At 70.4% G+C, this 22793-nt stretch carries 13 protein-coding genes; 3 read left to right on the forward strand and 10 right to left on the reverse strand.

Annotated features, from left to right (window positions below; genetic code table 11):
* Positions 1–50 precede the first annotated feature (50 nt).
* From ACXIZN_RS33670 to ACXIZN_RS33680, 3 genes are all read left to right on the forward strand, one after another.
* Entirely contained in the window at positions 51–1469 is a 1419-nt protein-coding gene (locus ACXIZN_RS33670) for a CCA tRNA nucleotidyltransferase (protein WP_457959000.1), read from the forward strand.
* A gap of 79 nt (positions 1470–1548) precedes the next feature.
* A complete protein-coding gene (locus ACXIZN_RS33675) occupies positions 1549–2856 on the forward strand; it encodes a sensor histidine kinase (protein WP_192747292.1) in 1308 nt (435 codons plus the stop codon).
* A 16-nt stretch (positions 2857–2872) separates the two neighbouring features.
* Positions 2873–3724 carry a class I SAM-dependent methyltransferase gene (locus tag ACXIZN_RS33680; RefSeq protein WP_457959001.1) on the forward strand — a complete coding sequence of 284 codons (852 nt, stop codon included), beginning with the start codon at positions 2873–2875 and terminating at the stop codon, positions 3722–3724.
* A 208-nt stretch (positions 3725–3932) separates the two neighbouring features.
* On the opposite strand, the gene ACXIZN_RS33685 is transcribed toward ACXIZN_RS33680, so the two are convergent.
* From ACXIZN_RS33685 to ACXIZN_RS33730, 10 genes are all read right to left on the reverse strand, one after another.
* Positions 3933–5861, reverse strand: coding sequence for a TNT domain-containing protein (locus ACXIZN_RS33685; RefSeq protein ID WP_457959002.1), 1929 nt, complete (start codon positions 5859–5861; stop codon positions 3933–3935).
* Between the two features lie 40 nt (positions 5862–5901).
* A complete protein-coding gene (locus ACXIZN_RS33690) occupies positions 5902–6990 on the reverse strand; it encodes an ADP-ribosylglycohydrolase family protein (RefSeq protein ID WP_457959003.1) in 1089 nt (362 codons plus the stop codon).
* A gap of 4 nt (positions 6991–6994) precedes the next feature.
* Positions 6995–9019, reverse strand: a complete 2025-nt coding sequence (locus tag ACXIZN_RS33695; protein WP_457959004.1) for a YrhB domain-containing protein — start codon at positions 9017–9019, stop codon at positions 6995–6997.
* A 14-nt stretch (positions 9020–9033) separates the two neighbouring features.
* Positions 9034–11280, reverse strand: a complete 2247-nt coding sequence (locus ACXIZN_RS33700; RefSeq protein ID WP_457959006.1) for an ADP-ribosylglycohydrolase family protein — start codon at positions 11278–11280, stop codon at positions 9034–9036.
* Complete coding sequence (locus tag ACXIZN_RS33705; RefSeq protein WP_457959007.1) at positions 11281–12750, reverse strand: TNT domain-containing protein; 1470 nt, start codon at positions 12748–12750, stop codon at positions 11281–11283. It abuts the gene before it with no gap.
* 5 nt (positions 12751–12755) lie between these two features.
* A complete protein-coding gene (locus ACXIZN_RS33710; RefSeq protein WP_126734734.1) occupies positions 12756–13202 on the reverse strand; it encodes a hypothetical protein in 447 nt (148 codons plus the stop codon).
* Complete coding sequence (locus ACXIZN_RS33715; protein WP_457960667.1) at positions 13199–20404, reverse strand: WXG100-like domain-containing protein; 7206 nt, start codon at positions 20402–20404, stop codon at positions 13199–13201. The genes ACXIZN_RS33710 and ACXIZN_RS33715 overlap by 4 nt, the downstream gene beginning before the upstream one ends.
* 10 nt (positions 20405–20414) lie before the next feature.
* Positions 20415–20744, reverse strand: a complete 330-nt coding sequence (locus ACXIZN_RS33720; RefSeq protein ID WP_340685748.1) for a WXG100 family type VII secretion target — start codon at positions 20742–20744, stop codon at positions 20415–20417.
* Complete coding sequence (locus tag ACXIZN_RS33725; RefSeq protein WP_457959008.1) at positions 20744–21355, reverse strand: YbaB/EbfC family nucleoid-associated protein; 612 nt, start codon at positions 21353–21355, stop codon at positions 20744–20746. The genes ACXIZN_RS33720 and ACXIZN_RS33725 overlap by 1 nt, the downstream gene beginning before the upstream one ends.
* Positions 21356–21438: 83 nt before the next feature.
* Entirely contained in the window at positions 21439–22701 is a 1263-nt protein-coding gene (locus ACXIZN_RS33730; protein ID WP_457959010.1) for an MFS transporter, read from the reverse strand.
* Positions 22702–22793: the final 92 nt, after the last annotated feature.

A 22793-nucleotide genomic window follows, 5' to 3' on the forward strand; every position in this document is an offset into this window, starting at 1 on the left:
TCGTGAACAAGGTGGTCGCCGGGCAGGCGATTGCGGGGAAGAGCACTGCGATGCAGAACGCCGTGACCGAGCTGATGCGCATCTCCCCGCTGGCGGACGAGCTCGCGAAGCTGTTCGCGAAGGCGGGGCACAGCCTGTACCTGGTCGGCGGCAGCGTCCGGGACATGATGCTCCGAAGGCTGTCGAGCGACCTCGACTTCACCACCGACGCCCGTCCGGACCAGGTGCTCAAGATCGTCAGCGCCTGGGGCGACGCGGTGTGGGACGTCGGTATCGCGTTCGGCACCGTCGGCGTGACCAAACAGGGCATGACCCTGGAGATCACCACGTTCCGCGCCGACAGCTACGACCGCGTCGGCCGCAACCCCGAGGTCACCTTCGGCGACAGCATCGAGGGAGACCTGCTCCGCCGCGACTTCACCGTCAACGCGATGGCGATCGACCTCGCGAACAAGACCTTCGTCGACCCGCACGACGGGCTCCAGGCACTGCAGGACAAGGTGCTCGACACGCCCGCGACCCCGCAGGAGTCCTTCGCCGACGACCCGCTGCGCATGCTGCGGGCCGCGCGGTTCTCCGCGCAGCTCGGGTTCACCGCGGCGCCGCGCGTGGTCGACGCGATGTCGTCGATGGCCGAGGAGATCGACCGGATCACCGCCGAGCGCGTGCAGGCCGAGCTGTCGAAGCTGCTGCTGGCGGACGACCCCAGGCCCGGGATCGAGCTGCTCGTGGACACCCGCCTCGCCGACCGAGTACTGCCCGAGGTGCCCGGGATGCGGCTGGCGATCGACGAGCACCACCAGCACAAGGACGTCTACCAGCACTCCCTGACCGTGCTCGCGCAGGCGATCGACCTGGAGAAGACGCACGAACCGACTTCGGAGCCGGATCTGATCCTGCGGCTCGCGGCGCTCCTGCACGACATCGGCAAGCCCGCGACGCGCGAGTTCCAGCCCGGAGGCGGTGTGAGCTTCCACCACCACGAGGTCGTCGGCGCGAAAATGGCACGCAAGCGTTTGCGCGCGCTGAAGTTCTCGAAGGAGATCGTCCAGGACGTCAGCCAGCTCGTGTTCCTTCACCTGCGGTTCCACGGCTACGGCAAGGGCGAGTGGACGGATTCGGCGGTGCGGCGCTACGTCACCGACGCCGGAGACCTGCTGCCCCGGCTGCACAAGCTGGTGCGCGCCGACTGCACCACGCGTAACCGCAAGAAGGCGGCCGCGCTGCAGGCGACCTACGACGACCTCGAGCGGAGGATCGAAGCCATCCAGGCGCAGGAGGACCTCGATCGGGTCCGCCCGGATCTCAACGGCGAGGAGATCATGCGGATCCTCGGCCTCAAGCCCGGTCCGGACGTCGGCAAGGCCTGGAAGCACCTGAAGGAGCTGCGGCTCGACCGCGGTCCGCTGGAGCACGACGAGGCGGTGGCCGAACTGCGGAAATGGGCCGCCGAGAACGGCATAGGCTGAGATAAACCCCGTTGGTCTCTGGATCCACGTGGCGTAACCCGAGATACTCCTGCCGGTGCTCCGGGCAGGGGGAAGATCCATGGCGAAGCGGCCGCCCAGTTTTCTGGTGACGTTGCTGCGTCGGGGCGCGCCCGCGCTGGCGACGGCGACGAGCGAGCTGTCGGACGAGGTCGGCGACCCGACTCCGATGCGCGCGCTCCGGCGGATCCAGCACATGTCGGGTCCCATCGACACGGCCCATCGCGACAACCTGCTGCTCAGAGCCGCCCGCTACGTCGCCCTCGTCCCGCTGGTGTACCGGCTCTTCGCGGTGCCCGGCGCGTTCGGCGTGTACGTCTCCACCCACGGCATGATCGGGATCGGGCCGGTCGGGCTGGTGGCCCTCGGCTCGGCGGCGCTCTCGCTGTACGGCATCCGGTGGATGCTGCGTTCGGCGCCGTTCCGCCCTCAGCACGCCGTCCGGCTGCTGGCCATCGACCTCGTGTTCACGCTGCTCGCGCCGCTCGCGGTCGGGGCGCTGGTGCCGGCTTCGGTGTTCACCGAGGCGATGGCGATACCTGGAAAGCACCTGCTCGGCGAGGTCGCCCTGCTGGCGCTCGCGCTGGGCATGCCCGCCGCGGCGGCGCTCGCCGTCGGCAGCTTCCCGGTGCGGATGCTCGCGTCCCTGCTCGGCACCGGCCAAGCCGCGCCCGGCGACGCCATGGCCACCTTCCCGTCGATCCTCGGTGTCCTCTTCACCGCCAGCGGCGCCCTCGTGCTGATCGGGCTCGGCACGCGGCTCGCCCTCGCGTACGGCATCCGCAACGGCCGCATCGCCGAACGCGCTCGGCAGCACCGGATGCTCCACGACTCCGTGCTGCAGACCCTCGAAGCGATCGCGCTGGCCAACAAGGGCGACCCGGCCACGCGCCTCGACGAGGTACAGCGGCTGGCGCGGGCGCAGTCCCTGGAGCTGCGGCGGACGATCGAGACCGAGGCTTCGGAACGGTCGGAGGCCGGTTCACGGCCGCTGGGCGAGAAGCTCGCGTCGCTGGCGGCGGAGATGGCGAGGGACGGGTTGCGCGCCCAGCTGGTGATCGCCGAACTCGACGACGACACGCTTTCGGAGGTCCGGCAGATCGCCATCCGCGACGCCGTCCGCGAGTCACTGCGCAACACCCTCAAACACGCCGGGACGGACAAGGTCGTCGTCCGGGTCGAGGAGCAGGAAGGCGGCGTCGCGGTGATCACCCGCGATCACGGCGCCGGGTTCAGTCCCGATTCCCGGCCCGCCGGTTTCGGGATCAGCGAGTCCATCACCGCCCGGCTGAACGAAGTCGGCGGGACCGCGCGGGTGGAGTCGGCTCCGGGCAATGGCACCAGAGTCACCCTTTGGGTGCCGTTCTGACGGTAAACAGGAGAACATGAAGAAATCGGACCTCCTGGCCGAAGCGCTCACCGCGTACCGAGACGGTGACCGGGCCACGGCAGCGGACTTCGCCGGGCGTGCGGGATCCACGCTCGGCATCGAACTGCACCGGTACCTGACCGAAGGCGGTGGCGGAGATGTGTACGACCAGCCCGCCGCGTTCACCGCGTTCATCCGCGGCGGCGGGAACGTCAAGCTCTACCGGCAGCTCAGCGCCATGCTCGCCCGGCGCTACGGCGGTGTCGGTTCGCTGCTCGACCTCGGCTGCGGCGACGGGCTCGCCGTCGTCCCCGCCCTCGAACAGGCGGACCGGCAGCCGGGCCGGATCGACCTGGTCGAGCCGTCGAGCGCGCTGCTCGCGGAAACGCGGAAGCATCTCGACGGCACCCACGGCCTGCACACCTGGGACGCCACCGCGCAGGAGTTCCTCGCCCGCGACGACGACCGGCAGTGGCAGCTGACGCAGTCGACCTTCGCGCTCCAGTCGATCCCGACCGCCGAGCGCACCGAGGTCCTGCGGGCGCTCCGGCCGCGCACTTCGTGTCTGGTGCTCGCCGAATTCGATGTGCCCGAGTTCGACGAAGGATCCCGCGAGTACCTGCTTTCCCTGGTCACCCGCTACGAACGCGGGATCGCGGAGTACGGCAAGGAGGCGTCACTGGTGGCGCAGGGGTTCCTGCTGCCGATCCTGCTCGGCCTGGTCAAACCGGGGGCGGACCGCACGAACTGGGAGCAGCCCGCCACCGATTGGGCTTCGCAGCTGAAGGAAGCGGGCTTCACCGGCATCCGGATCGAGCCGCTCGCGGACTACTGGTGGTCGCCCGCGGTGCTGATCACCGCTTCCTGAGCCGGGACACGCCGGATCTCGCGAGTTACGCCTTCAATCACGAGTTCCGGCTTCAGGAATGTGTGTCTCAGGTGCGTGGAACCCCGCCACTACACGTGATCGAAGGCGACACTCGCGTGATTGAAGGCGTAACTCGCGTGATCAGAGCCGGATCACCTTCAAGCACGCGAGTTACGCCTCCGGACACGCGAGTTCCGCCTCGGCGCGGCTACTGGACGCGGGAAAGCGCACCGGTTTCGAGGTGCTGGGCGAGCGGCCGGGGCAGCACGTAGGCCACGGCCCCGCCCGGCGTCCCGTTCCACGGCGCGGTGATGCCGGTGACCACGCGCAGCGGCCGCACGACGCGGTAGAGCCGGCGCTCGCGTTCGCGGTCCGCGGCCAGCGACGTCTCGATGAACCGCGCCGATTCGGCGTGCACGAGGTTGCCGGTCTCGTTGCCGAACCGCTGCACCGTGGTGCCCGACGGCAGGACGACGATCCGCTTGCGGCGGAAGAAGTTCAGCGGCGGCTCGCCGCGCAGCGGCAGGATCGGCCAGTCGGCGGGGTTGTCGGACTCCTCGTTCGCGCCCACCGCGCCCCGCGCCGGGTACAGCAGCAGGGTGCCGAGGAAGAACCGCGCCGCCTCTTCGAGTTTCGCGAACACCACCGGCTCGTCCGTCGGCGGACGCGAGACCTCCCAGCCGCTCTCGGTGCGGCGCAGGGTCCAGAGCCCCGGCTCCGGCACCGCGTTCGCGCCGATCCGGTACGACGTCGGCGCCACCCCGTGCTCGGCCAGCCGCTGGTACAGGACGTCCAGCACCTCGACGGCCCGGATGTCGCGCGTGGGCTCCCCGTCGCGTTCGACGCGGGTGCGGGCACTTTCGTCCGGCAGGTCCGCGGCGGTCTGCGGCGGCCGCGGCTTGCCGACGATCTCCGCCTCCGCGGTCGCCCGCACCAGCTCGCCGATCAGCGGCGGCCGGAATCCGGCGGCCCGGATGTGCTCGATCAGTTCCGGCTCCGGCGGCACCCCGTACTTGCGCAGGTAGTGCGGGACCGCCGCGGGCCAGATCCAGACGCCGTCGGTGTGGAAGGCGTTCGGCACGTCCGGCGGGCCGTTCGGGGTGAAGATGTCGGGCTGCGGACCCGGCCGGGTCAGCGCCACCGGCGAGCGGAAGAGGTAGTCGAGGACGCCGCGCATCAGGTCCGGCGGCACGGGCGGCCGGTTGACGACCGGGCGTTCGCCCTCGTTGTGCGCGTCGACGACCTTCGCGTGCCGGAACACGACGTCCAGCGGCAGTCCCGCCTTGGCCGAAAGCCAGGCCGGGACGTGTTTGGTGTCGCGCGGGAAGATCGCGAGCTCGGTCGCGTACGCGCGCGGCGACGGCTTCCCGCCCTCGTTCGGCGCGAGCCGCCAGGTCGGTTCCTGCTCGGCGTCGAAGTCGAAGTCGAAATGCGATTCCGAGTCGAGCGTGAAGGTGCCCTGGAACCAGGTGCCGGTCTCGGGCTGATGCATCGCCGCACGCAGCCGCGCGAACAGCGAACCGAGCTCCGGCGGGGCCGCGATCGACACCGACACCGGGCCGTTGCCCTCGTCGCCGACCGAGCGGACCTCGAGTTCGGAGTAGTCGCCGACCTGCCGGAACTGGGCGCCGACACGCTGCCAGCCCGGCGGCAGCACCCGCAGCAGGGTCCGGCCGATGGCCCGCAGCAGCGCGCCCTGGTCACCCGTGCCGATCGGCGGCCGGGCGTCCGGTGTCTCGACGAAGTCGTGCCTGGTCTGCCACAACGCTGTCAGCCGCGACGGCGAGACGGTGGTCGAGAAATCCGTCAGGCCCAGTTCGGCCGCGCGGGCCGCGTCCTCGCCTGCCCAGCGCAAGGTCAGGTCACCGCTGCCGGTGTTCGGCGCGATCTGGAAGTGCTCGTCGTCGAACCGGCCGTAAGACTGGAGGCTGAAGGTCAGGCCCACCTCGCCGTTCAGCACGACCCTGGCCGGACGGCCGTTCCAGTCGCGATCGAAGCCCTCGGGCGCCGCTTCCCCCGGCGGCGCGATGAGCAGCAGCGTGCCGTCTTCGGTCGACCGCTGGGCCGCGAAGACGGTGTCCCCCCAGACGGCGTACAGGCCATCCGGCCGCTCCGCCGCTTGAACCCGGTAACGCACTATGTGTCCCCTCCCCAAGTACCCCAAACCGGAGGTAAATCTAGTGGGCCGGATAGCGGGCGTACCACCGGTCGTCACCCGGTGCGCTCCCGCCGAACTCCGCGAGCGCGTCGTCCGCCAGCCGTCCGATCACCTCGGCCATTTCCAGCTTCTCGAGCCAGTCCGTCCGCAAGGCCTGTTCGCCGTACATCGCGCCGACGAGGTTCCCGCAGACCGACCCCGTCGAGTCGCTGTCGCCGCTGTGGTTCACCGACGCGAGCAGGGCGGTGTTCGCGTCCGTGGTGGTCAGGGCGACGTAAACCGACATGGAGAGCGCGGTTTCGCCGACGTTCCCCTGCCCGAGCGATTCGAGCTTCTCCGGCGTCGGGGCGCCTTGTCCGGCCAGCGCGAGCGCCTGGTCCAGCGCGACGCTCTGCTCTTCATGCCCCTGGTACTTCTCCAGCTCGGCGCGAGCGGTCGCGACGGCGTCGAGCAGCGGCTTCCCGGCCAGCAGTTCGCGCACGATCACCGCGAAGGCACCCGACGAGAGATACCCGCTCGGGTGACCGTGCGTCAGGGCCGCGCTCTCGGCACCGAGGCGGAACACCTCGGCCACGTCGTCCGACCACAACGCGACCGGCGCGGCGCGCATGATCCCGCCGCAGCCCTTCGAGTTGTTGACCGGCTTGGCCATGCCGGCGCGTACTCCGGTCTTTCCGTACGCCTCCAGCTCGCTGAAACAGGTGAGGCCGGGCGCGCGACGGCTGAACAGCTCACGGTTCGTGATCAGCCAGCCGTCCGGCTCCGCGCTCGTGTCCTTCGGACCGCGGGCGCGCTCCCACGAGACGCCCTGGGTGTGCAGCCAGCGCTGGTAGGCCAGCTGCAAGGACTGCTCGACGGGCTCGGTTCCGTGGTGGGCCCTGATCAGGCCTTCCAGGGTGAACAGCGTCATCTGGGTGTCGTCGGTGATCCGGCCGACGCCGCCGTACGCGGGGATGAGGTCGGTGATCCCGGCTGGTCCGGCGATCTCCCGGATACGGTCGATCGAGTCGAACTCGGTCTTCGCGCCGAGCGCGTCGCCGATCGCGCCGGCGAACAGGCTGCCGCGCAGCCGCGACCTGGTCGCCGGATCTTGAAGCCACTCGCGCATTTCTCTACTGATCTCCTCGTGGATACCGGTTCGCGTCCCAGCGCCGCCGCTCTTCGGGCTCGCGGGGCAGGCCGAAGCGGTTGAAGTAGTAATACGCGTCGCCCGCCATGGCGTCGACGACGCCGAGGTCGGCGAACGCGGCGAGCCAGGACTCCGGCAGTCCGGGCACGGTGAGCCTGGCGCCCACCATCGCCCCGGTCAGCGCCGCGGTCACCGTGCCGCCGCGTGCGGCCAGCGCCAGCGCGGCTTCGGCGTCGTAACCCCGTTTCGCGGCGGCGAACAGCGCCCGGCCGAGCACCGAAAGCGGCGTCCGGCCGTCGCCGATGCTGTCGAACTGCTCGACGTCAGCGGCGCTGTCCCCGTCGATGGCGTTCCGGAGGTCGAGCACGGTCTTGACCAGCTCACCGACCTCGCCGCTGTACTCGTCGAAGCCTTCGAGGAAGTTCGCGACCGCCGGTTCACCGTTCTGGGCGGCGAGCTGGGCGCGGAAGACGTTCACCAGCAGTTCCGCGCCGTGGACGACCTCGTGACCCGCGGCGGATCCGACCAGCTCGCGGACGACCTTCATCGCGTAGAACGTGCTGTCGGCGGGACCCTGCACGCCGCCGGTCACCGTCGCGGCGAGCGCGGTCGCCAGCATGGCCGAGAACTCCGCGGGGGCCGGTCCGGCGGCCGCGGTGGCCTTGGCGACCCAGCCGTCCGGCCGTCCGCCCGCGGGCAGCGACGCCGGGATCTCGGGCTTGTCCGGGGTCGGGTCCAGGCCGCGGATCACCGATTCGGTGTGGAACAGCAGCTGCCGGGTCAGCCCGCCGAGCGGCAGGCCTTCGGCGGGATCGGCGCCCGAGCCCAGGGCGTCTCCGAGCGCGAAGCCGACGTACGCGCCGAGAAGCCGCGGGTACGCGAAGCTGCCGACGGGGAGCGTCGGGTCGTAGAACTTCCCGAAGGTCCAGGCGCTCGGGCGCGGTTCGCCGTTGTCGTAGAAGTGCGTGACGAGGCCGTTCGCGAACAGGTCCTCGGGCAGTTCCGGCAGGGGGCGGCCGTCGTACTTCGCCCGGGAGCGCTCGAACGACAGCGTCGAGGCGCGGACGAAGCGGGTGAGCTCGTCGCTGCTCAGCGGGTAGCCGTTGTCCCTGGCCTGGTCGACGAGGCTCCGCAGGTTCGCGACGGCGGGCCCGTCGTACTCACCGCTGAAGTACGCGGGACGCTCGACGGACTCGGGGCGTTCGGTGCCCGACGGAAGGCCGAGATCGGCGACCTGCCGCAGCGTCTCCGGATAGACGTTGAAGGTCTCCGGACGCCCGGGGTTGACCAGCAGGCCGACCCCGGGATTGTCCTTGGCCCGGCGCAGGAGCACGCGGGGCTGCACCCGCTGCCACGCCGTGTACTCCGACGGCACCTGCGCTTCGGAGGTGTAGACGACGAACCGCGCGCCCGCGTCACCGAAGTCGCGGGCCTGCAGGTGGCCGTCCTTGATCGGGGCGAGGACGTCGAGGTCGAGCATCCAGTGGACGAACTCCTCCGGCGTGATCCACTCGACGCGCAGGTAGCCGAGCAGCGTCTCGACCGGGCTTTCCGGTGCCGGCCGGCCGGAGAACCGCGGCCCCGGCCGGTGGTCGGGGTTCGCGCGGACCGCGCCGGTCGGCTCGCCGTACAGCGTGTGCTGCTCCCAGCGCAGGATCGCCGCCTTCGGCACGGGCAGGCCGGGTACCGCGTCCGGGTCGAACTCGGGATCGACGATCTCCGCCCACCGGGTGAAGGCGTCGGTGTCTTCGCCCGCCGCCGAAATGGCCATCAGCTCCAGGTCGAGGCGGATCTCACCGCCGTCGTCCGGGACGAAGGCGACCGGGCTGGGGAACAGGCCGGCGCCGGGGTCGGTCCCGTCGAGCCAGCCGACCGTGTTGTACGTGACGTTCCAGCCGTCGGTCGCGCGCACGACGTAGTCGCGGCGCACCCGCAGCGCGCCGGTGCCCTCCCCGCCTCGGCCCGCCAGCCACTCCTCGACGCGGCTGACGGCTTCCTCTTCGTTCATCGTCCCCATTCCGTTCACCAGCGCGGATACCGCTGGGCCCAGCCGTCGACCTCGTGCAGCGCCGAGTGGCGGTCGAAATGCCAGAACGCGTCCGTGGCGATGTTCTCCACCAGGTAGCGGAGTTCCAGCTGCTCGACCCACTTCTGCGGCAGCCCCGGGATACCGGTGCGGGCGCCGAGCAGGGCGCCGGCGATGGCACCGGTGATCGCGCTGCGGCCGGAGTGGTTGACCGCCCGCAGCAGCGCCTGCTCCGGGTAGTTCTCGAAACCGGACAGCGCCGCGAACGCGCGGCCCAGCACCGAAAGCGTGCCCTTGCCGTCGCCGATCAGCTCCGGGACCCGCAGATCGGGCAGGCCGTGCTTGCCGAAGAACGGCACCGATTCCGCGACCATCGCCTTGAGATCCGCCCAGACCGGCCCCCGCTGGTGCGGGTTCTGGTCGCTGAAGATCTCCCGGGAGGTGTTCCAGACCGGGTAGCTGAACGCCTCCGCGGTCAGCGCGGGTTCGAACAGCCACGTCAGGTAGGTGGCCGCTTCGACGTCGACCTCACCCGGATGGGTCACCGCGACGAGGTCGCGCACCGCCTGGCGGACGCCGCCGCTCATCGCGGTCCCCGGCCCGGCCGCGGTCATCGCCGCGGGCAGCGCGGCGACCAGCGCGTCCGGCCCGCTCATCGGCATCGCCGTCGGCGAGATGGTCGCCAGCGCGTGATAGGCGTTCAGTTCGGCGTCGTCGGGAGTGCGGCGGACGCGGAGCTCCGGCACCTTCACGAGCCAGCCGTCGGCGTTGTCCAGCGGCGCGCCCTGGGTGTGCAGCCAGCGCATCAGCGAGTTGCGCGCGACCGTCCCAAGCGCCTTTTCGGCGTCGCGGTTCTCCGGCTGCTCGCGATGCGGGCTGCGGATCACGGCCTCGGTGTAGAACAGCAGCCGCTGGGTGAGCGGCCCGATCCGGCCGGGCAGGTCGAACGCGACCGGCAGATCGGTGACGCCGTCCGGGCCGTAGGTGCTGTGGATCTCGTCGAGCCGCATCCGGTCGACGGCCGCGCCGAGCGCCTCGCCGAGCGCGAAGCCGACGTACGCGCCCGTGACGCGCTGCCAGCCGTAACGCGAGCTGGAGCGGTCTCGCTCGAAGTACTTGCCGAAGGTGTCCAGACGCGGCTGGATCTGGCCTTCGTTGTCGTAGCCCGGCGCCAGCCCGTTGGCCCGCAGGTCGTTCGGACGGCTACGGGGTGGTTCCGGCTGCCGGAGCCGCGCCAGCCACGACTGACCGAGGACAGTCTTCTGGCATTCCTCCGCGCTCAGCTCGAACCCGCGGCGGCGGGCCCGTTCGGCGGCGGCAAGCGGCGGCTTGACCGGCTCGGACAGACCCATCTTCGCGGCGGTGTCGACGGCGAGCGCCTCCAGCTCCGGGTCGGCCTCCGGGCAGCGCTCGTTGACGTCGACGCCGGGGCCCCGGCGCGGGAACCGGAGCGCGGTCTCGGCGAGTTCGGCGCCGCTGACGTCCTCGAACGTCGCGGGACCGCCGTTGATCACCAGGTTCGGCGGGCTCTCGTAACCCGCGAGGGTGGCGATGTCGACCTTCCAGTACCCGTGCTCACGGGACGGGAGGTTCCTGGTCGAGCTGAACACCCTCAGCTCGGCGCGTTCCTCGTTGAAGTAGAAGCGTTCCGTCTTGCCCGACGCCAGGTCGAGCGGGACGTAGACCTCGCAGCGCAGCAGCCCGATGAGCAGCTGTTCCCTGGTCAGCCAGCCGACGCTGGCGAACGACAGCAGCGTTTCGAGCTTGTTCTCCGGCTTCGGGTAACCACGGCGGACCGGACCGGCCTTGTACTCCGGGTTCTCCCGTTCCTCTCCGGTCTGCACGCCTTCCGCGTTGACCTTGACCCAGCCCGCGACGACCGGCGGCGGGACACCGAGGTCACCGAGCCCGGCCTTGGCGTACTCCGGGTCGACGACCTCGCGCCAGGCCTCCTGTCCGGGGAACGCGACCGGGACGCTGAGCCCGCCGGGCTGCGGATGCGCCTGGCGCAGCTCGCCGTCCGGTTCGCGGACGATCACCGACGGCGGCGGGAAGATCTCCTTCTCGGCATGACCCTCGTCGAGGAAGGCGATCGTGTTGTAGGGGACCGACCAGCCCTCGGGGATGCGCAGGACCTTGTCGTGGTCGACGCGCAGGCCGGCGCCGCCCGGTTCGGACACGTCCGGACCGTGGACCGCGCGCAGCCACTCTTCGACCTTGGCTACCGCTTCCGCCGATTCCACCTACTCGATCCTCTCCAGGCTGCCGTCGGACACGTGCTCGGCGATGGTCCTCGGGAGCACGTAGGCCACCGCCCCGCCGGGCATGTTCGCCCAGGGGACGGTGACACCGATGATCACGTGGAGCGGGCGGCGCAGCCGGTAGGTCCCACCGACGCGCTCCCGTTCCAGCGGCAGGGACGTCGTGGCGAACCGTACCCCTCCGTGGTGAACCAGATTGCCGGTCTCCTCGCCGAACCGCAGTACGACCGTACCGGCGACCATCCGGCTCACGCGCTTGTTGCGGAGCAAGGTGAGGGGAGGCTCACCCGGCGCCGCCTGCACCGGCCAGTCGGCGAGTTCCTTCGCCGTCTCCAGTGGTGTCTCGTGTCCGGCGGTCATCCTCGCCGGATGCAGGAGGACCGCGCCGAGAAGCTGATGCGACGCGTCTTCGAGCTTGTCGAAGTACTTCGGCGACACCGGGGCGCCGTCCGAATAGGCGGCGACCTCCCAGCCCTTCTCGGTGAAATTGAGGCACCAGGCGCCGTCCGCGCGGTCACCGATGCGGTAGGCCTCCGGCCAGACGGCGTGCTCGCCGAGCCTGCTCACCAGCACGACCAGAAGTTCTTCGTCGGTCAGCACCGGATTCGGCGACGTCTCCAGCTCCGCGGCGATGTCGCCCTCGGTCTTCTTGACGTCGGAGCGGCCCGGCTTCGGCCGCGGTTTGCCGAGCAGATCCGCTTCCGCGGTCCGCCGCACGAGGTGCTCGACGTACGGCGGCTGGAACCGCTGGCCGCGGATGTGCGCGACCAGGTCCGGCTCCGGCGGGATCCCGTATTTCCGCAGGTAATGCGGCACGGACGCGTGCCAGATCCAGGTGCCGTCGGTGTGGTAGCTCTCCGGGACGTCCCCGTCGGCCTCGGGGTCGAAGATGTCCTTCCCGAGCCCGCTGCCGGAGAGGATCGCCGGCTCGCGCTCCAGGTACTGCGCGATCAGCGGAGCTTCGGACTCGTCGAGCTCCGGTCTCTCCACCACAGGCGGCTCGCCCTCGGTGTACGCGTCGACGATCCGCGCGTGCCGGAACTCGACGCGCAACGGCAGCTGCGCGCGCAGGCGCCACCAGTCGGGGACGTGCTCGTCGTCGCGCGGGAACGCGGCCAGCTCGTCCGGGTACGCCGAAGCCCCCGGAGGCCGGGTCCACGCCGGTTCGTCGTCGAGGGTGAAGTCGAAGTCGAAGGTGCCGTCGGGTTTCAGCGTGAACCGCGACTGGAGCCAGGTCCCCCGGCCGATCGCGTACATGCCGGTGCGCAGCCTGCCGAAGAGTTCGGTCAGCTCGGGCGCGGGCGTGCAGTTGTGGCCCTTGAGTTCGGTGTGGTCCCCGGCCTGCCGGAAATCGGCGACGGCCGGACGCGCCGCGTCGGCGGCACCCGAGCGGATGAGCTTGCCGATCTCGACCAGCAGCCCGCGTTGCTGTTCCGGAGTTAGTTGTTCCACGTGAATCATCGCGCCCGGTTCGGGAAACGTGGTTCCGCCCGGAAGGTCGGCGGCTCCCCGGCGGCGCGGCGGGCCAGCTCGTCCTCCCACATCTTGAAGGTGCGTTTGCGCAGCGACCGGATCAGCGCCGATTCCTGCGGTTCCACGCGGCGGTTCTCCCGCTTCGCCTGCGCGTACAAGCCGTCGATGGTCTCGTAGAGCGCGAAGATAGGCCCGCCGCCCTTGAGCTCGTACGCACGTGCGCGCTCGGTCTCCTGGACGAACTTCTCTTCGGACACCTTGCTGATATCCGAACTCGCCATCGCCCACATGACCTCACGCACGTGCTCCGGCTTTTCGTCGAACTCGCCGGTGCTCAGGTTGAGGAGGAAACCGGTCAGGCCCCCGTCGGGGGTCGGCTCGACGCGGTAGGTCTTCCCGAAGTACGTGTAGAAGGACGGCGTCTGGCTCACGTGTTCTCCTCAGGAGGCAGGCCCTTGCGGAGACCGGCCATGAACTTCTCCCGGACCCGGTCCATCAACGCGGCTTCCAGCAGGGCCTGTTCCGGGGACAACCTCTTCTTGTTGTTCTCGTCCAGTGTCCGGTTGTACGTCGGGAAGTCGCGGCGGACCTCGTACAAGGCGTGCTCGTAGGCCGACACGGTGTCGATGTGCTTCAGGTGGAGCCGCAGTTCGGCGACGTGCCCGTTCGGCAGCCGGACGTTCATCTGCAGATCGCGGTACCCGCTGTCCTGCGGATTCGCGAACCGGTCGTCGAAGCTGACGATCTCCAGGTCCGGATCGTCCATCACCGCGTTCAGCGCGTTGTAGACGTCGGCCAGCGTGTCGAACTGGATCTTCACGCCGACCAGGTCGGTCAGTTTCGACGCGTCACCGTCGTAGCCCGCGATCTTCGCCTTGGCGCGGTCGTCGTCCTTCGGACCGGGCCTGCCCGACGCGTCGCCGTTGTTCTCCTCCGCGATCCGTTCGGCGATCCGGTTCAGGTCGCCCTGGTTCTGGGGCCACGCCTGCCGCTCGGCGTCCAGGAACTCCTGGATCTTCGCGTCATCGCCCTTGTCCGCGCGATCGAAGCCGGCGTGGTACTGATCGCCGGGCTCCACGTCGGCGGCGATGTCCGCCGCCGCGTTCGCGAGGTCCCGCTGCTCCTGCGTCAGCGGAGTGTCGCCGGGACCGTCCTCACGGACGTCGTCGATCATCTGGTAGCCGCGTTCCTCGACGTCGCGCAGGGCGTCTTCGAGGATCGGGATGGCTTCCGGGTGCAGCAGCAGGCTGCCGATGGTCATCGGGTTGTTCAGCAGCGAAGCCCGCAGGTACGCGTTGTCCGGGTGCTCCATCAGCCGGACGAGTTCCGGATGCGCGGGCAGATGTTCGCGGATGAAGTCCCGCATCGGCCCGACGTCGTGCTTGACCCCGTTCTCGTCCTCGTGGACGGCCCGCTTCTTGTCCGGGTCCAGCCCGTCCACCGCGGCCGCGACCTCGGGATCGTTCAGGAACCGCTCGCCGTCGGCCCGGTCGCCCTGGGGTGACTCGTCGTTGGCCATGCCGTAGCCCGCGTCCACGATAGGACGGCCGTCCGGTCCGATCCGCGACGGTGGCACGTCGGGGGTGTCGTCCCTGGCGAACGCGATCCGCGGGTCGACGTGCTGCGCGGTCGGGCCTTCCGGGACGCCGACGTGCATCAGCTTCACGCCCAGCGGCGGATGCGGCAGGTTCATCAGCGCGCCGGACTGCGGGTCGATGAACGCGACGCCGTCACGCGTGTTCGCCACCATCGCGACGTGCCCGCGCTCGACGCCGTTCTCGTCGAGGTACTTCACCGCCACGACCGCGTGGTGATCGGTCGGCATGCCCCGCATCTCGCGGATGACGGTGTCGTAGTCGGCGCGGTCGGAGAACTGCCCGCCGAACCGCCCCTCGACGTGCTCCAGCGTGCCGCGGCTGTCCATCTCGTGCACGAGCAGCGGGCCGGCGGTCGAGTCGATGCCGTTCAGCCGGTCCATGTACGCGCCCGGCGTGCGGGTGCAGTTGGAGCGGTAGCCGTTCGCCAGCGCGTCGGGGTCGTTGAAATGCGGGTTGACCTCGCCGAGCCGCGGATGCCGGTCGGCGATGTACGCGGCCTGCTGCGCGGGGCTCGCCGAACCGGCGTGGATCGCCGGTTCGCTCGGCGGGTTCGTCGCGACCGCCATCGACGAGTAGTCCCGCTCGGGCGTGGGCAGCTCGATCGTGTCGTCGGTGACGGGCTGCTCGCCGTACTCGGGTCCCTTGTCGGCGTCCGCGACGCTGTGCTGCGCCGGGTTCTCCGTGGTGACGTGCGGGGTCTGCGGCTCGTCGAAGCCGCCGAGGCGCGCCATCGACTGCGCCTGGGCGAGACGCGCGAGTTCCGGCGCCTCCGCGGCGTGCCGGGCCCGCCGCTCGTCCATCTTCTGCTTGGCGGTCTCGGGGTCGAGGTAGCGCGGGTCGCCGGGAGTGACCTCTTCGGCGTGGATGACCCACTTCGGCCGGTCGACCAGCGGCGGGGTCTTGAACTCCTTGCTGTGCACGTAAAGCTGGGTGGCCGGCTTGTTGATGGCCTCGTTCTCGCGCGGGTTCTCGGCGAGCGACGAGACGTCCTTGCCCGTCTTCGAGACGATGTGGATCTCGACGTCTTCGCCGAATTTCGACTTCGTGTCCGGCGAGGTCTTGATGGTCGAGCTGGTCATCGTCGGCTCGGGGACGGTCTGGCCGGGTTCGTAGTGCGCCGCCATGATCGCCGCGGCCCGCATGTCACCCTTGGTGTCGATGCCGCGGATGGCCTCGCCGTGGAAGTCCGGCAGCTCGTTGAGCGCGCCGACGATCGCCCGGGTACTGCGCTGGGCGTTTTCGAAGTCGGGGTGCGCCTCACCCTTGCGGTTGGCTTCGTTGATCGCGTACGCGTGTTCGCGCGAGTACGAGTAGATCGCTTCGGCGGCCTCGGGCGAGACGCGGTCCTTCAGCGGGCTGGCTTCGAGCCGCTTGAGCGCCTTCTCGCGAGCCTGCTCGGCGAGTTCGGCGCTGTCGTAGCGGTCCCGGAGGCTCTTGTGATCCTCGGGCGTGCCACGGAATCCGTCGTCGGAGAGGTAGCTCTCGTCGATTCGCGCGGGGGTTTCCTCCGGGCCCTTGAGCCGGTCGGCGATGTCGAGTTCGGTCTTGGGCGCCTGCTCCTGGACCGGGGTTTCGGGTTCGCTGGTCCTGTCGGTGTGCGGCGCTTCCGGCGTGTGCGGAGCGTCGCCGCCGCCCATCGGCATCGCCTTGATCGACGTCGGATCGTCGGGCAGCGTCGCGAGCCGCCCGGTCATCGGGTCGGCGAAGACCACGCCGTGCGGCGTGTTCACCGCGGCGACGATCCGGGTCTCGATCCGGTCCTTTGACCGCGGCGAGCCTTCCGGCGCGTTCGGATCGGCGGCGGCGTGGTGCTCGAACGCCACCGCGGTCCGCGCGCCGACCGGACGTTCGCCCAGCTCACGGGCGATGTCGGCGAAACCGTTGCGATCCGCCCACTGCCCGCCGAGCCGGTCGCTGACGTGCTGCAGCGGTGAACCGCCCGTCGACGGCGCGGCCACCGAGTCTCCGCCGTTCATCCGGTCCTCGAAGGCGACCAGCGCCTCGGCCGAGTTCGTCTGGTAGCCGTCCTTCCACGATTCGGGCGCGTAGTAGTTGCGGGTGTTGGCCTCGCCGATCGCGGGGACCTCGTCCATGAGCAGCCGGACCTGCTGGTGCGGCGTCTCGGTCGAACCGGCGTGGATGACCGGCGTCCCGCCCTCTTCGAGCGGCTTCGCCAGCTCGGACCAGCCACCGTCGGGAACGTGTTCCCTCGGCGGCTTGGGAAGCTCCCGGACCGGGGCGTCGGTGACGTCGACCCAGCCGCCCTTGCCGTCGGCGACCTTGGTTTCGAGCCCCGCGAGACCCTTGTTCTGGAACAGCTCCGGGTGATCGCGGCGCAGCTGGGCTTCCTGGTCGGCGGCTTCCTGCGCCAACCGCTCCTGCACGGCGTTGTTGTAGTCACGCCGTTCCGCGACCTTCTGCTGCACCTGCTCCGCGGTCAGGTGGCCGTCGTCGCCCTTGACGACCTCCTCGCATTCGACGATCCACTTCGGCAGGTCGTTGGGCGATCCGTCGTCGAGGCGCTTCTTGTATTCCGGATGCTCGGGATGCCCCGGGCCCATCTTGACGTCGGTGACGCGCAGCTGCGTCGCCGATTTCATCAAGACCTCGCGTTCTTCCTTCTTCGAAGCGAGGTCTTCGATGTGGCGTCCGGTCTTCGACTGGATGCGCATCTCGACTTCACCCGGGAAGGTGCTGCGCGGATGTTCGGCGGTGACCCGCGACGTGCTCAGCATCTGCGGGTCGACGATGACCTTGCCCTCGGCGTGCGCTTCGAGGAAGGCCCGGATCGCGCTCTCGTTGCCGTTGAAGTTCACCCGCCGCGAGACGAGGCCTTCGTAGGCGGGCATCTCGTTGAGGCCGGAGGTGATCGCCTCGATGTGCGGGCGCAGCGCCTCCAGCTCCGCGCCACCGTGACGCTGGGCGTGCGTGATCCGCTCGGCCATGTCGGTGCGCGTGTAGCTGTGCACCGCGTAGGCCCCCTGATCCGACATTTCCTTGACGCGCGGATCTTCGTGGGCGTCACGTTTGGCGAGACCTTCGCGGCGGACCTGTTCGCTCCGCGCTTCCCCGGTGTCCTTGTCGAAACCGCGCTTGTCGATCTGCGTTTCGGCGAGTGCGCGGTAGGCGGCGGGATCGTCCGTGTGGAAGTCCGGATCCGTCAGGTACGGCTCGTCGACCGTGGTCCGGTCGTCGGGCGTGACGTCCTGGGGCGCCTCGGTGTCCTTCGGGACGTCCGTGTCCTTCGGAGCCTCGGTGTCCTTGGGAGCTTCGGCGTCCTTGGGGCCGTCGGTGTCCTTCGGTGTGTCGGCGTCCTTCGGAGTCTCGGTGTTCTTGGGGGTCTCGACGTCCTTGGGAGCCGCGACGTCCTTGGGAGTCTCGGTGTCCTTCGGGGCCTCGACGTCCTTCGGGAGCTCGGTGTCCTTGGGCAGGTTGCTCTGGCCACGGTCCTGAGGTGCCTGCTGCGGCGCGTGCTCCACCGGCCGCACCGGCGGCTGCTGCTGCGGCGGACGCTGCGGTTGCTGAGGGCCCGCGTTCGGGTCGTGGCCAGGACGCGGCGCCGGGACCTGCGGCGGACGCTGCGGGCCACCGAACCGCGGCGGCTCGGCACCGGGCGGCATCGGCCTGCCGGGCTGTCCCGGATGCCCCGGCTGACCGGGGTGGTGACCGGGCGGCGGCGGCATGGGGCCGCGGTTGCCCGGGAACGGACCGTTGCCCGGGTGCTGGGGCCGCGGCGGATAACCCGCCGGACCGCGGTTGCCCGGAGGCGGACCGGGCGGCGGTGTCTGCGGACGCGGCGGGACCCCGCCGTTCGGACCCGGACCAGGTCCAGGCCTGCCCTGATAGCCCTGAGGCGGCCTCGGCGGACCCTGCGGTCCGGGCGGCTGCGGCGGTTGCTGAGGACGCTGACGCGGCCCGCGGTCCTGCGGATATCCACCCTGACCGGGGTGCTGCTGCGGCGGGCGGGGGCCCATCGGCCCGGGCTGACCCTGCGGTCCTCGCGGTGGCATGGGGCCACCACCACCGGGAGGCGGTGGCGGAGGTGGCGCGAAACCACCCGGAGGCGGCGGCTGCATCGGCTGCTGGCCCTGGAAGGGCATCGGGGCCGGCGGCTGGTCGAACCGCGGCTGCTGGGGCCCGCCGTTGCCCGCGAAACCCGCGGCCTGGACGCTGTCGTTCGGCCGGACCGGCCTGGACGGATCGTGCCCGGGAGGCGGGAAACCACCGCCGGGGGCGGGCCCGTTGCCGCCGGGCGCCATGCCGTAGCCACCCGACGGAGCGGGCGAGCTCGAACCCGGGTTCGACGCCATGCCGTACCCGCCCGAACTCGACGGCGCACCCGTGGAAGCGGCGGGCGGCATCGCGCTGGACTGCGAAGGACTCGGCGAAGGACTGTGCGACGGGCTCGGTGCCGGAGTGGACGCCGGCCCCTGGGACGGGCTCGGCGCGGGGCTCGAAGCGGGCGTCGCCGCGGGAGTCTGCGCCGGACCGCCCGCCGGTGTCTGGGCAGGGCTGGCCGCCGGACTCGCTGCCGGCGTCTGCGACTGCGCGCCGGGTGCCTGCTGCTGATTACCCGCCGCGGCTTGCTGCTGCTGACCGGAACCGTTGTCGGCGGCGGCCGCCGGAGCGTTCTGGTGGGTCTGCGCCGCACGCTGACCGTCCCCGGTGTTCGCCGGGGCATCGGCCGGACGTTCCGGCGCCTGCGTCGACGACTGGTCGACCCGGTCGCTGTCCGCCGTCCGCTGCGGGCCGCTCTCGGAACGCGGCTGCGGATCAGCGGACCCGGACGAACTCCGCGGCGACGAATCACCGTCCGAAGTGGACCGTGGCGCCGGATCCGACGAAGAGTCCGACCGTGCGGAGGAACCGGAACCCGAAGCAGAGCCCGAGTCCGACGAAGAGCCAGAGTCCGAGGACGACCGCGAGTCCGAGGACGACCGCGAGTCCGAAGAAGAGCGCGAGTCCGAAGAAGAGCCGGAATCCGAAGACCCCGGAGTACGCGAAGGCGTCCCCGCATCCCCGGTATCCACATCCGGCGTCGACGGACCGTCTCCCGCCGAGGCACCAGGCGTGTTCGCGGCCTTGATGTCGCCGATCTGGTTCTTCGCCCCGTCGACACCGCCGCCGACGGCCCCGCCGGACGCGCCCATCAGCACGTCCTTGGCCGAAAGCTTGTCCAGATCACCGGTGACGGCGGCCTGCCCGACCGTGCTGGCGACCCCTTCCGCCGCGCCGCGCACGGCACCCCGCGCGGCGCTGTCGACGATCTGGCCGCCGACGCTGTCGGAAAGCCCCTTGGTGGCGCCCTTGCCGATACTGCTGCTGCCCGCGCCGACCACGCCGTCGACGGCGCCGCTGATCGCGGAATCCTTGGTCTTGCTGAAATCCCAGCTCTCGCGGTCGCCCTTGGCCATCTGGAGACCCTGGATACCCGCGTCCATGGCGAGGTTCATCGCCGTGTTCTGCAGGACCTCCTTGCCGATCTTCTTCAGGCCCTCCTTGAGAAGTTTCTCCAGGAGTTCCTTCGCGACCTTCTTGAACCCTTCCTGCGCGAGCTTCTGCATCAGCTGCCGGAAGATCATCTGGACGGTCATCCGGGTGGCGATCTGCGCCGGCGCGATCCCGGCCGTCGACCCGCCGAACGTCACCGCCGCGGCCGCGATCATCGCGACGATCTGCGCGGCAAGGATCACCAGCGAGATGATGATCATGTACTTCGTGTACTCGACGTCCAGCGCGGTCGCGTTGCACGAGTCGCCGAGTGCCTTCGAGGAATCGGCCAGCGACTTGAAGTACGCCTCGTCGCCCTCGACGAACTTCTTCCATGCCTCGGCGAACTTCTCCGCGCCCTGGCCGCTCCAGCCGCCGAGGACCTCGGTGGCGCCCTTGGTCGCGGTGTCGGCGATCGGCTGGATCGCCTTCGAAGCGTTGTGCCAGGCGTCGCGCAGTTCGCGGAGCTTGTCCTCGTCGCCTTCGGGCCAGCTCTCCCCGACGACGATCGGCAAGAGCCACTTGACCGCGTCGGGCATCTCCATACCCACGGCGCTAGACCTTCTTGTCCAGCGTCGACTTGATCTCTTCCTCGGCGTTCGTGAACGCGGTCATCGACCGCTCGACGTTGTGCTGCATGCCCCGCAGCGCCTCGACGACGTTCGCGAACCCTTCGGACGAGCCCTGCGCGCCGGGCTCGTAGTCCTTCGCGAACTCCTTGCCCGCGTCGTCGTTGCCCCAGCACTGGCCGAGCGAGTTCATCGCGGCCAGCAGTTCCTTGCCCGCTTCGTCCAGCTGGTCGGCCGCGATCCCCAGTTTGGCCGCGGCCGTCTTCACCGCTTCCGGGTCCGCGGTGAACCCGGCGCCACCCCCACCGTTCGGCATCAGACTCCCCTGGTCAGCCAGCTCGAGGGCGGCTCTTCCTCATCGTCGTCCTGCTGACGCACCCGTTTCGGTACCGGTTTCGGTGACGGCGGCGCGGGAGGTGCGGGCGGCGGCGGGGCGTCGTCCTTGATCATCAGCGGGGCGTCGAAGTCTTCGTCGGACTTCGCGGGCGCGGCCGTCTCCTCCTGTTCCGCGAGGAAGTCCGGGATCGCCGGCATCAGCCCTTGCAGTGAAGGCGCGCCTTCGATGAGGTCCGACAGGTCCGGCAGCCCTTCGGTGATCGGGGCCATCAGCTCGGCGACCTGCTGCTTGACCTGCAGCGATCCCTGGCGGACCAGCGTCAGCACGGTGTTGGCCAGCTGCGCGGGGTTGGTGCGCTCGAAGGCGTTCGGCTGGATTTCGAGCTTGGCGAGGGTGCCGGTCGCGTCGATGGTGGCGCGGACGAGGCCGTCCTGCGAGACCACTGTCGCCGACGTCTGCGAAGCGGCTTCCTGCGCGTCCCGGAGCTGGGCCGTCTGCCGCTCGAACTGTTCGAGCAGCGTGTCGACCTGGTCCTTCATGGCGGCATTGCGCGCTTCGAGGCGTGCGCTGTCGTCGCCGGCCGTCGTCACTTGAGCCCCCGCGAGTGCTTGATCCCGGGCATACGCCACCCGGTGTCGGTAAGCGTCACCCTAATGCCAACGCCCGCGTCATATCACCGGATCTGGAGTTTTCGCACGGCGAGCAGATGACCGGCCGCTCCCGCCAGGTAGAGGACGGTCGCGGTGACGAGCAGCCCAGGCGAGCGGCCGTCGGGCGGGATCACCGTCGCGGCCAGCGAGACCGCGACGACCTGGGTGACGTTGAAAAGCGTGTCGTAGAGCGCGAAGACCCGTCCCCTCGCTTCGTCGGCGACATCGAGCTGCACCGAGGAATCGACGCAGAGTTTGAGCACCTGCCCGGCCCCGGTCACCAGGAACGCCGCGAGCAACGCGGTGGGGATCGCCATCGGCAGGCCGAGCGCGGACTGCGCGACCGCCGCCAGCACCAGCGCCCCCACCACGACGCGGACCCGGCCGAACAGCTTGATCAGCCGGGCGGTCAGCAGTCCGGCGACGAGGATCCCGGCACCGGCGAACGCGGCCATCTGGCCCAGGCCCGTCATCCCCGCGGCGAAGTGGTTGCGCATCAGCAGCACGGTCACCAGCAGCGAGATGCCGTACGACGCGCGATGGGCGAAGAGCGCCACGAACCCGGCCGTCACGCTGGGCGTCCGCCAGGCCGCCTTCGCGCCGTCCGCCAGGCCTCGGGCGACGGCGAGTGCCGGGTTCGACGGCTCGTCGACCGTCGACGGCCCGAGCAGCCCGCGTGCGAACCCCGAGGCCAGGACGGCGGCGCCGATCCCGCCCAGCGCGGCCACGGCGGTGACCCACGCGGAACCGGCGTCGTCGGCGCCGGTCAGCGCCCGGAGGCCGATCGCGCAGCCGCCGCCGACGACGGCGAGCACCGAACCCCAGGTGGCGGCGAAGGCGTTCGCGGCGACGACGGACTTCTCCTCGACGACGTGCGGAAGCGACGCGGACAGCCCCGAGCCGATGAACCGTGAGATGCCTTCGGACGCCAGAGCCAGGGAGAACAGCCCGATCCCGGCCGCTCCCGTGCCGACGGCGACGGCCGTCGCGAGGATGGTGAAGGACCGCAGAAGGCTCGCGAAGATCAGGACCTTCCGGCGGTCCCAGCGGTCGAGCAGCGCGCCCGCGAACGGGCCGACGATCGAATACGGCAGCAGCAACGCCGCGAACCCGCCGGCCATGGCGAGCGCGTCGGCGGCGCGTTCGGGGTTGAAGAGGACGGCTCCGGCCAGCCCGGCCTGGTACATGCCGTTGCCCCAGTGCGCGGAGAACCGCGTGAACAGCAGTCGGCGGAAGTCACGGTCGCGGACGAACGCCCTGGTGGGCGCCGTGGCGGTGGTCGTCACGGCAGCAGCCTATAAAGGTGGCCGATGCGCTTTGAGGTCGCCTCTCGGCGGCTATGCGCAGTGTGGCTCCAGCCGGACGGTATTCCACAAAG

The sequence above is a fragment of the Amycolatopsis sp. TRM77291 genome, from assembly GCF_054166285.1.

Excerpts from the sequence above, each read along its gene's own strand:
- ACXIZN_RS33670 (WP_457959000.1), top strand. The coding sequence starts at position 51 with ATGCAGAACGCCGTGACCGAGCTGATGCGCATCTCCCCGCTGGCGGAC.
- ACXIZN_RS33675 (WP_192747292.1), top strand. The coding sequence starts at position 1,549 with ATGGCGAAGCGGCCGCCCAGTTTTCTGGTGACGTTGCTGCGTCGGGGC.
- ACXIZN_RS33680 (WP_457959001.1), top strand. The coding sequence starts at position 2,873 with ATGAAGAAATCGGACCTCCTGGCCGAAGCGCTCACCGCGTACCGAGAC.
- ACXIZN_RS33690 (WP_457959003.1), bottom strand. The coding sequence starts at position 6,990 with ATGCGCGAGTGGCTTCAAGATCCGGCGACCAGGTCGCGGCTGCGCGGC.
- ACXIZN_RS33695 (WP_457959004.1), bottom strand. The coding sequence starts at position 9,019 with ATGAACGAAGAGGAAGCCGTCAGCCGCGTCGAGGAGTGGCTGGCGGGC.
- ACXIZN_RS33715 (WP_457960667.1), bottom strand. The coding sequence starts at position 20,404 with ATGGAGATGCCCGACGCGGTCAAGTGGCTCTTGCCGATCGTCGTCGGG.
- ACXIZN_RS33720 (WP_340685748.1), bottom strand. The coding sequence starts at position 20,744 with ATGCCGAACGGTGGGGGTGGCGCCGGGTTCACCGCGGACCCGGAAGCG.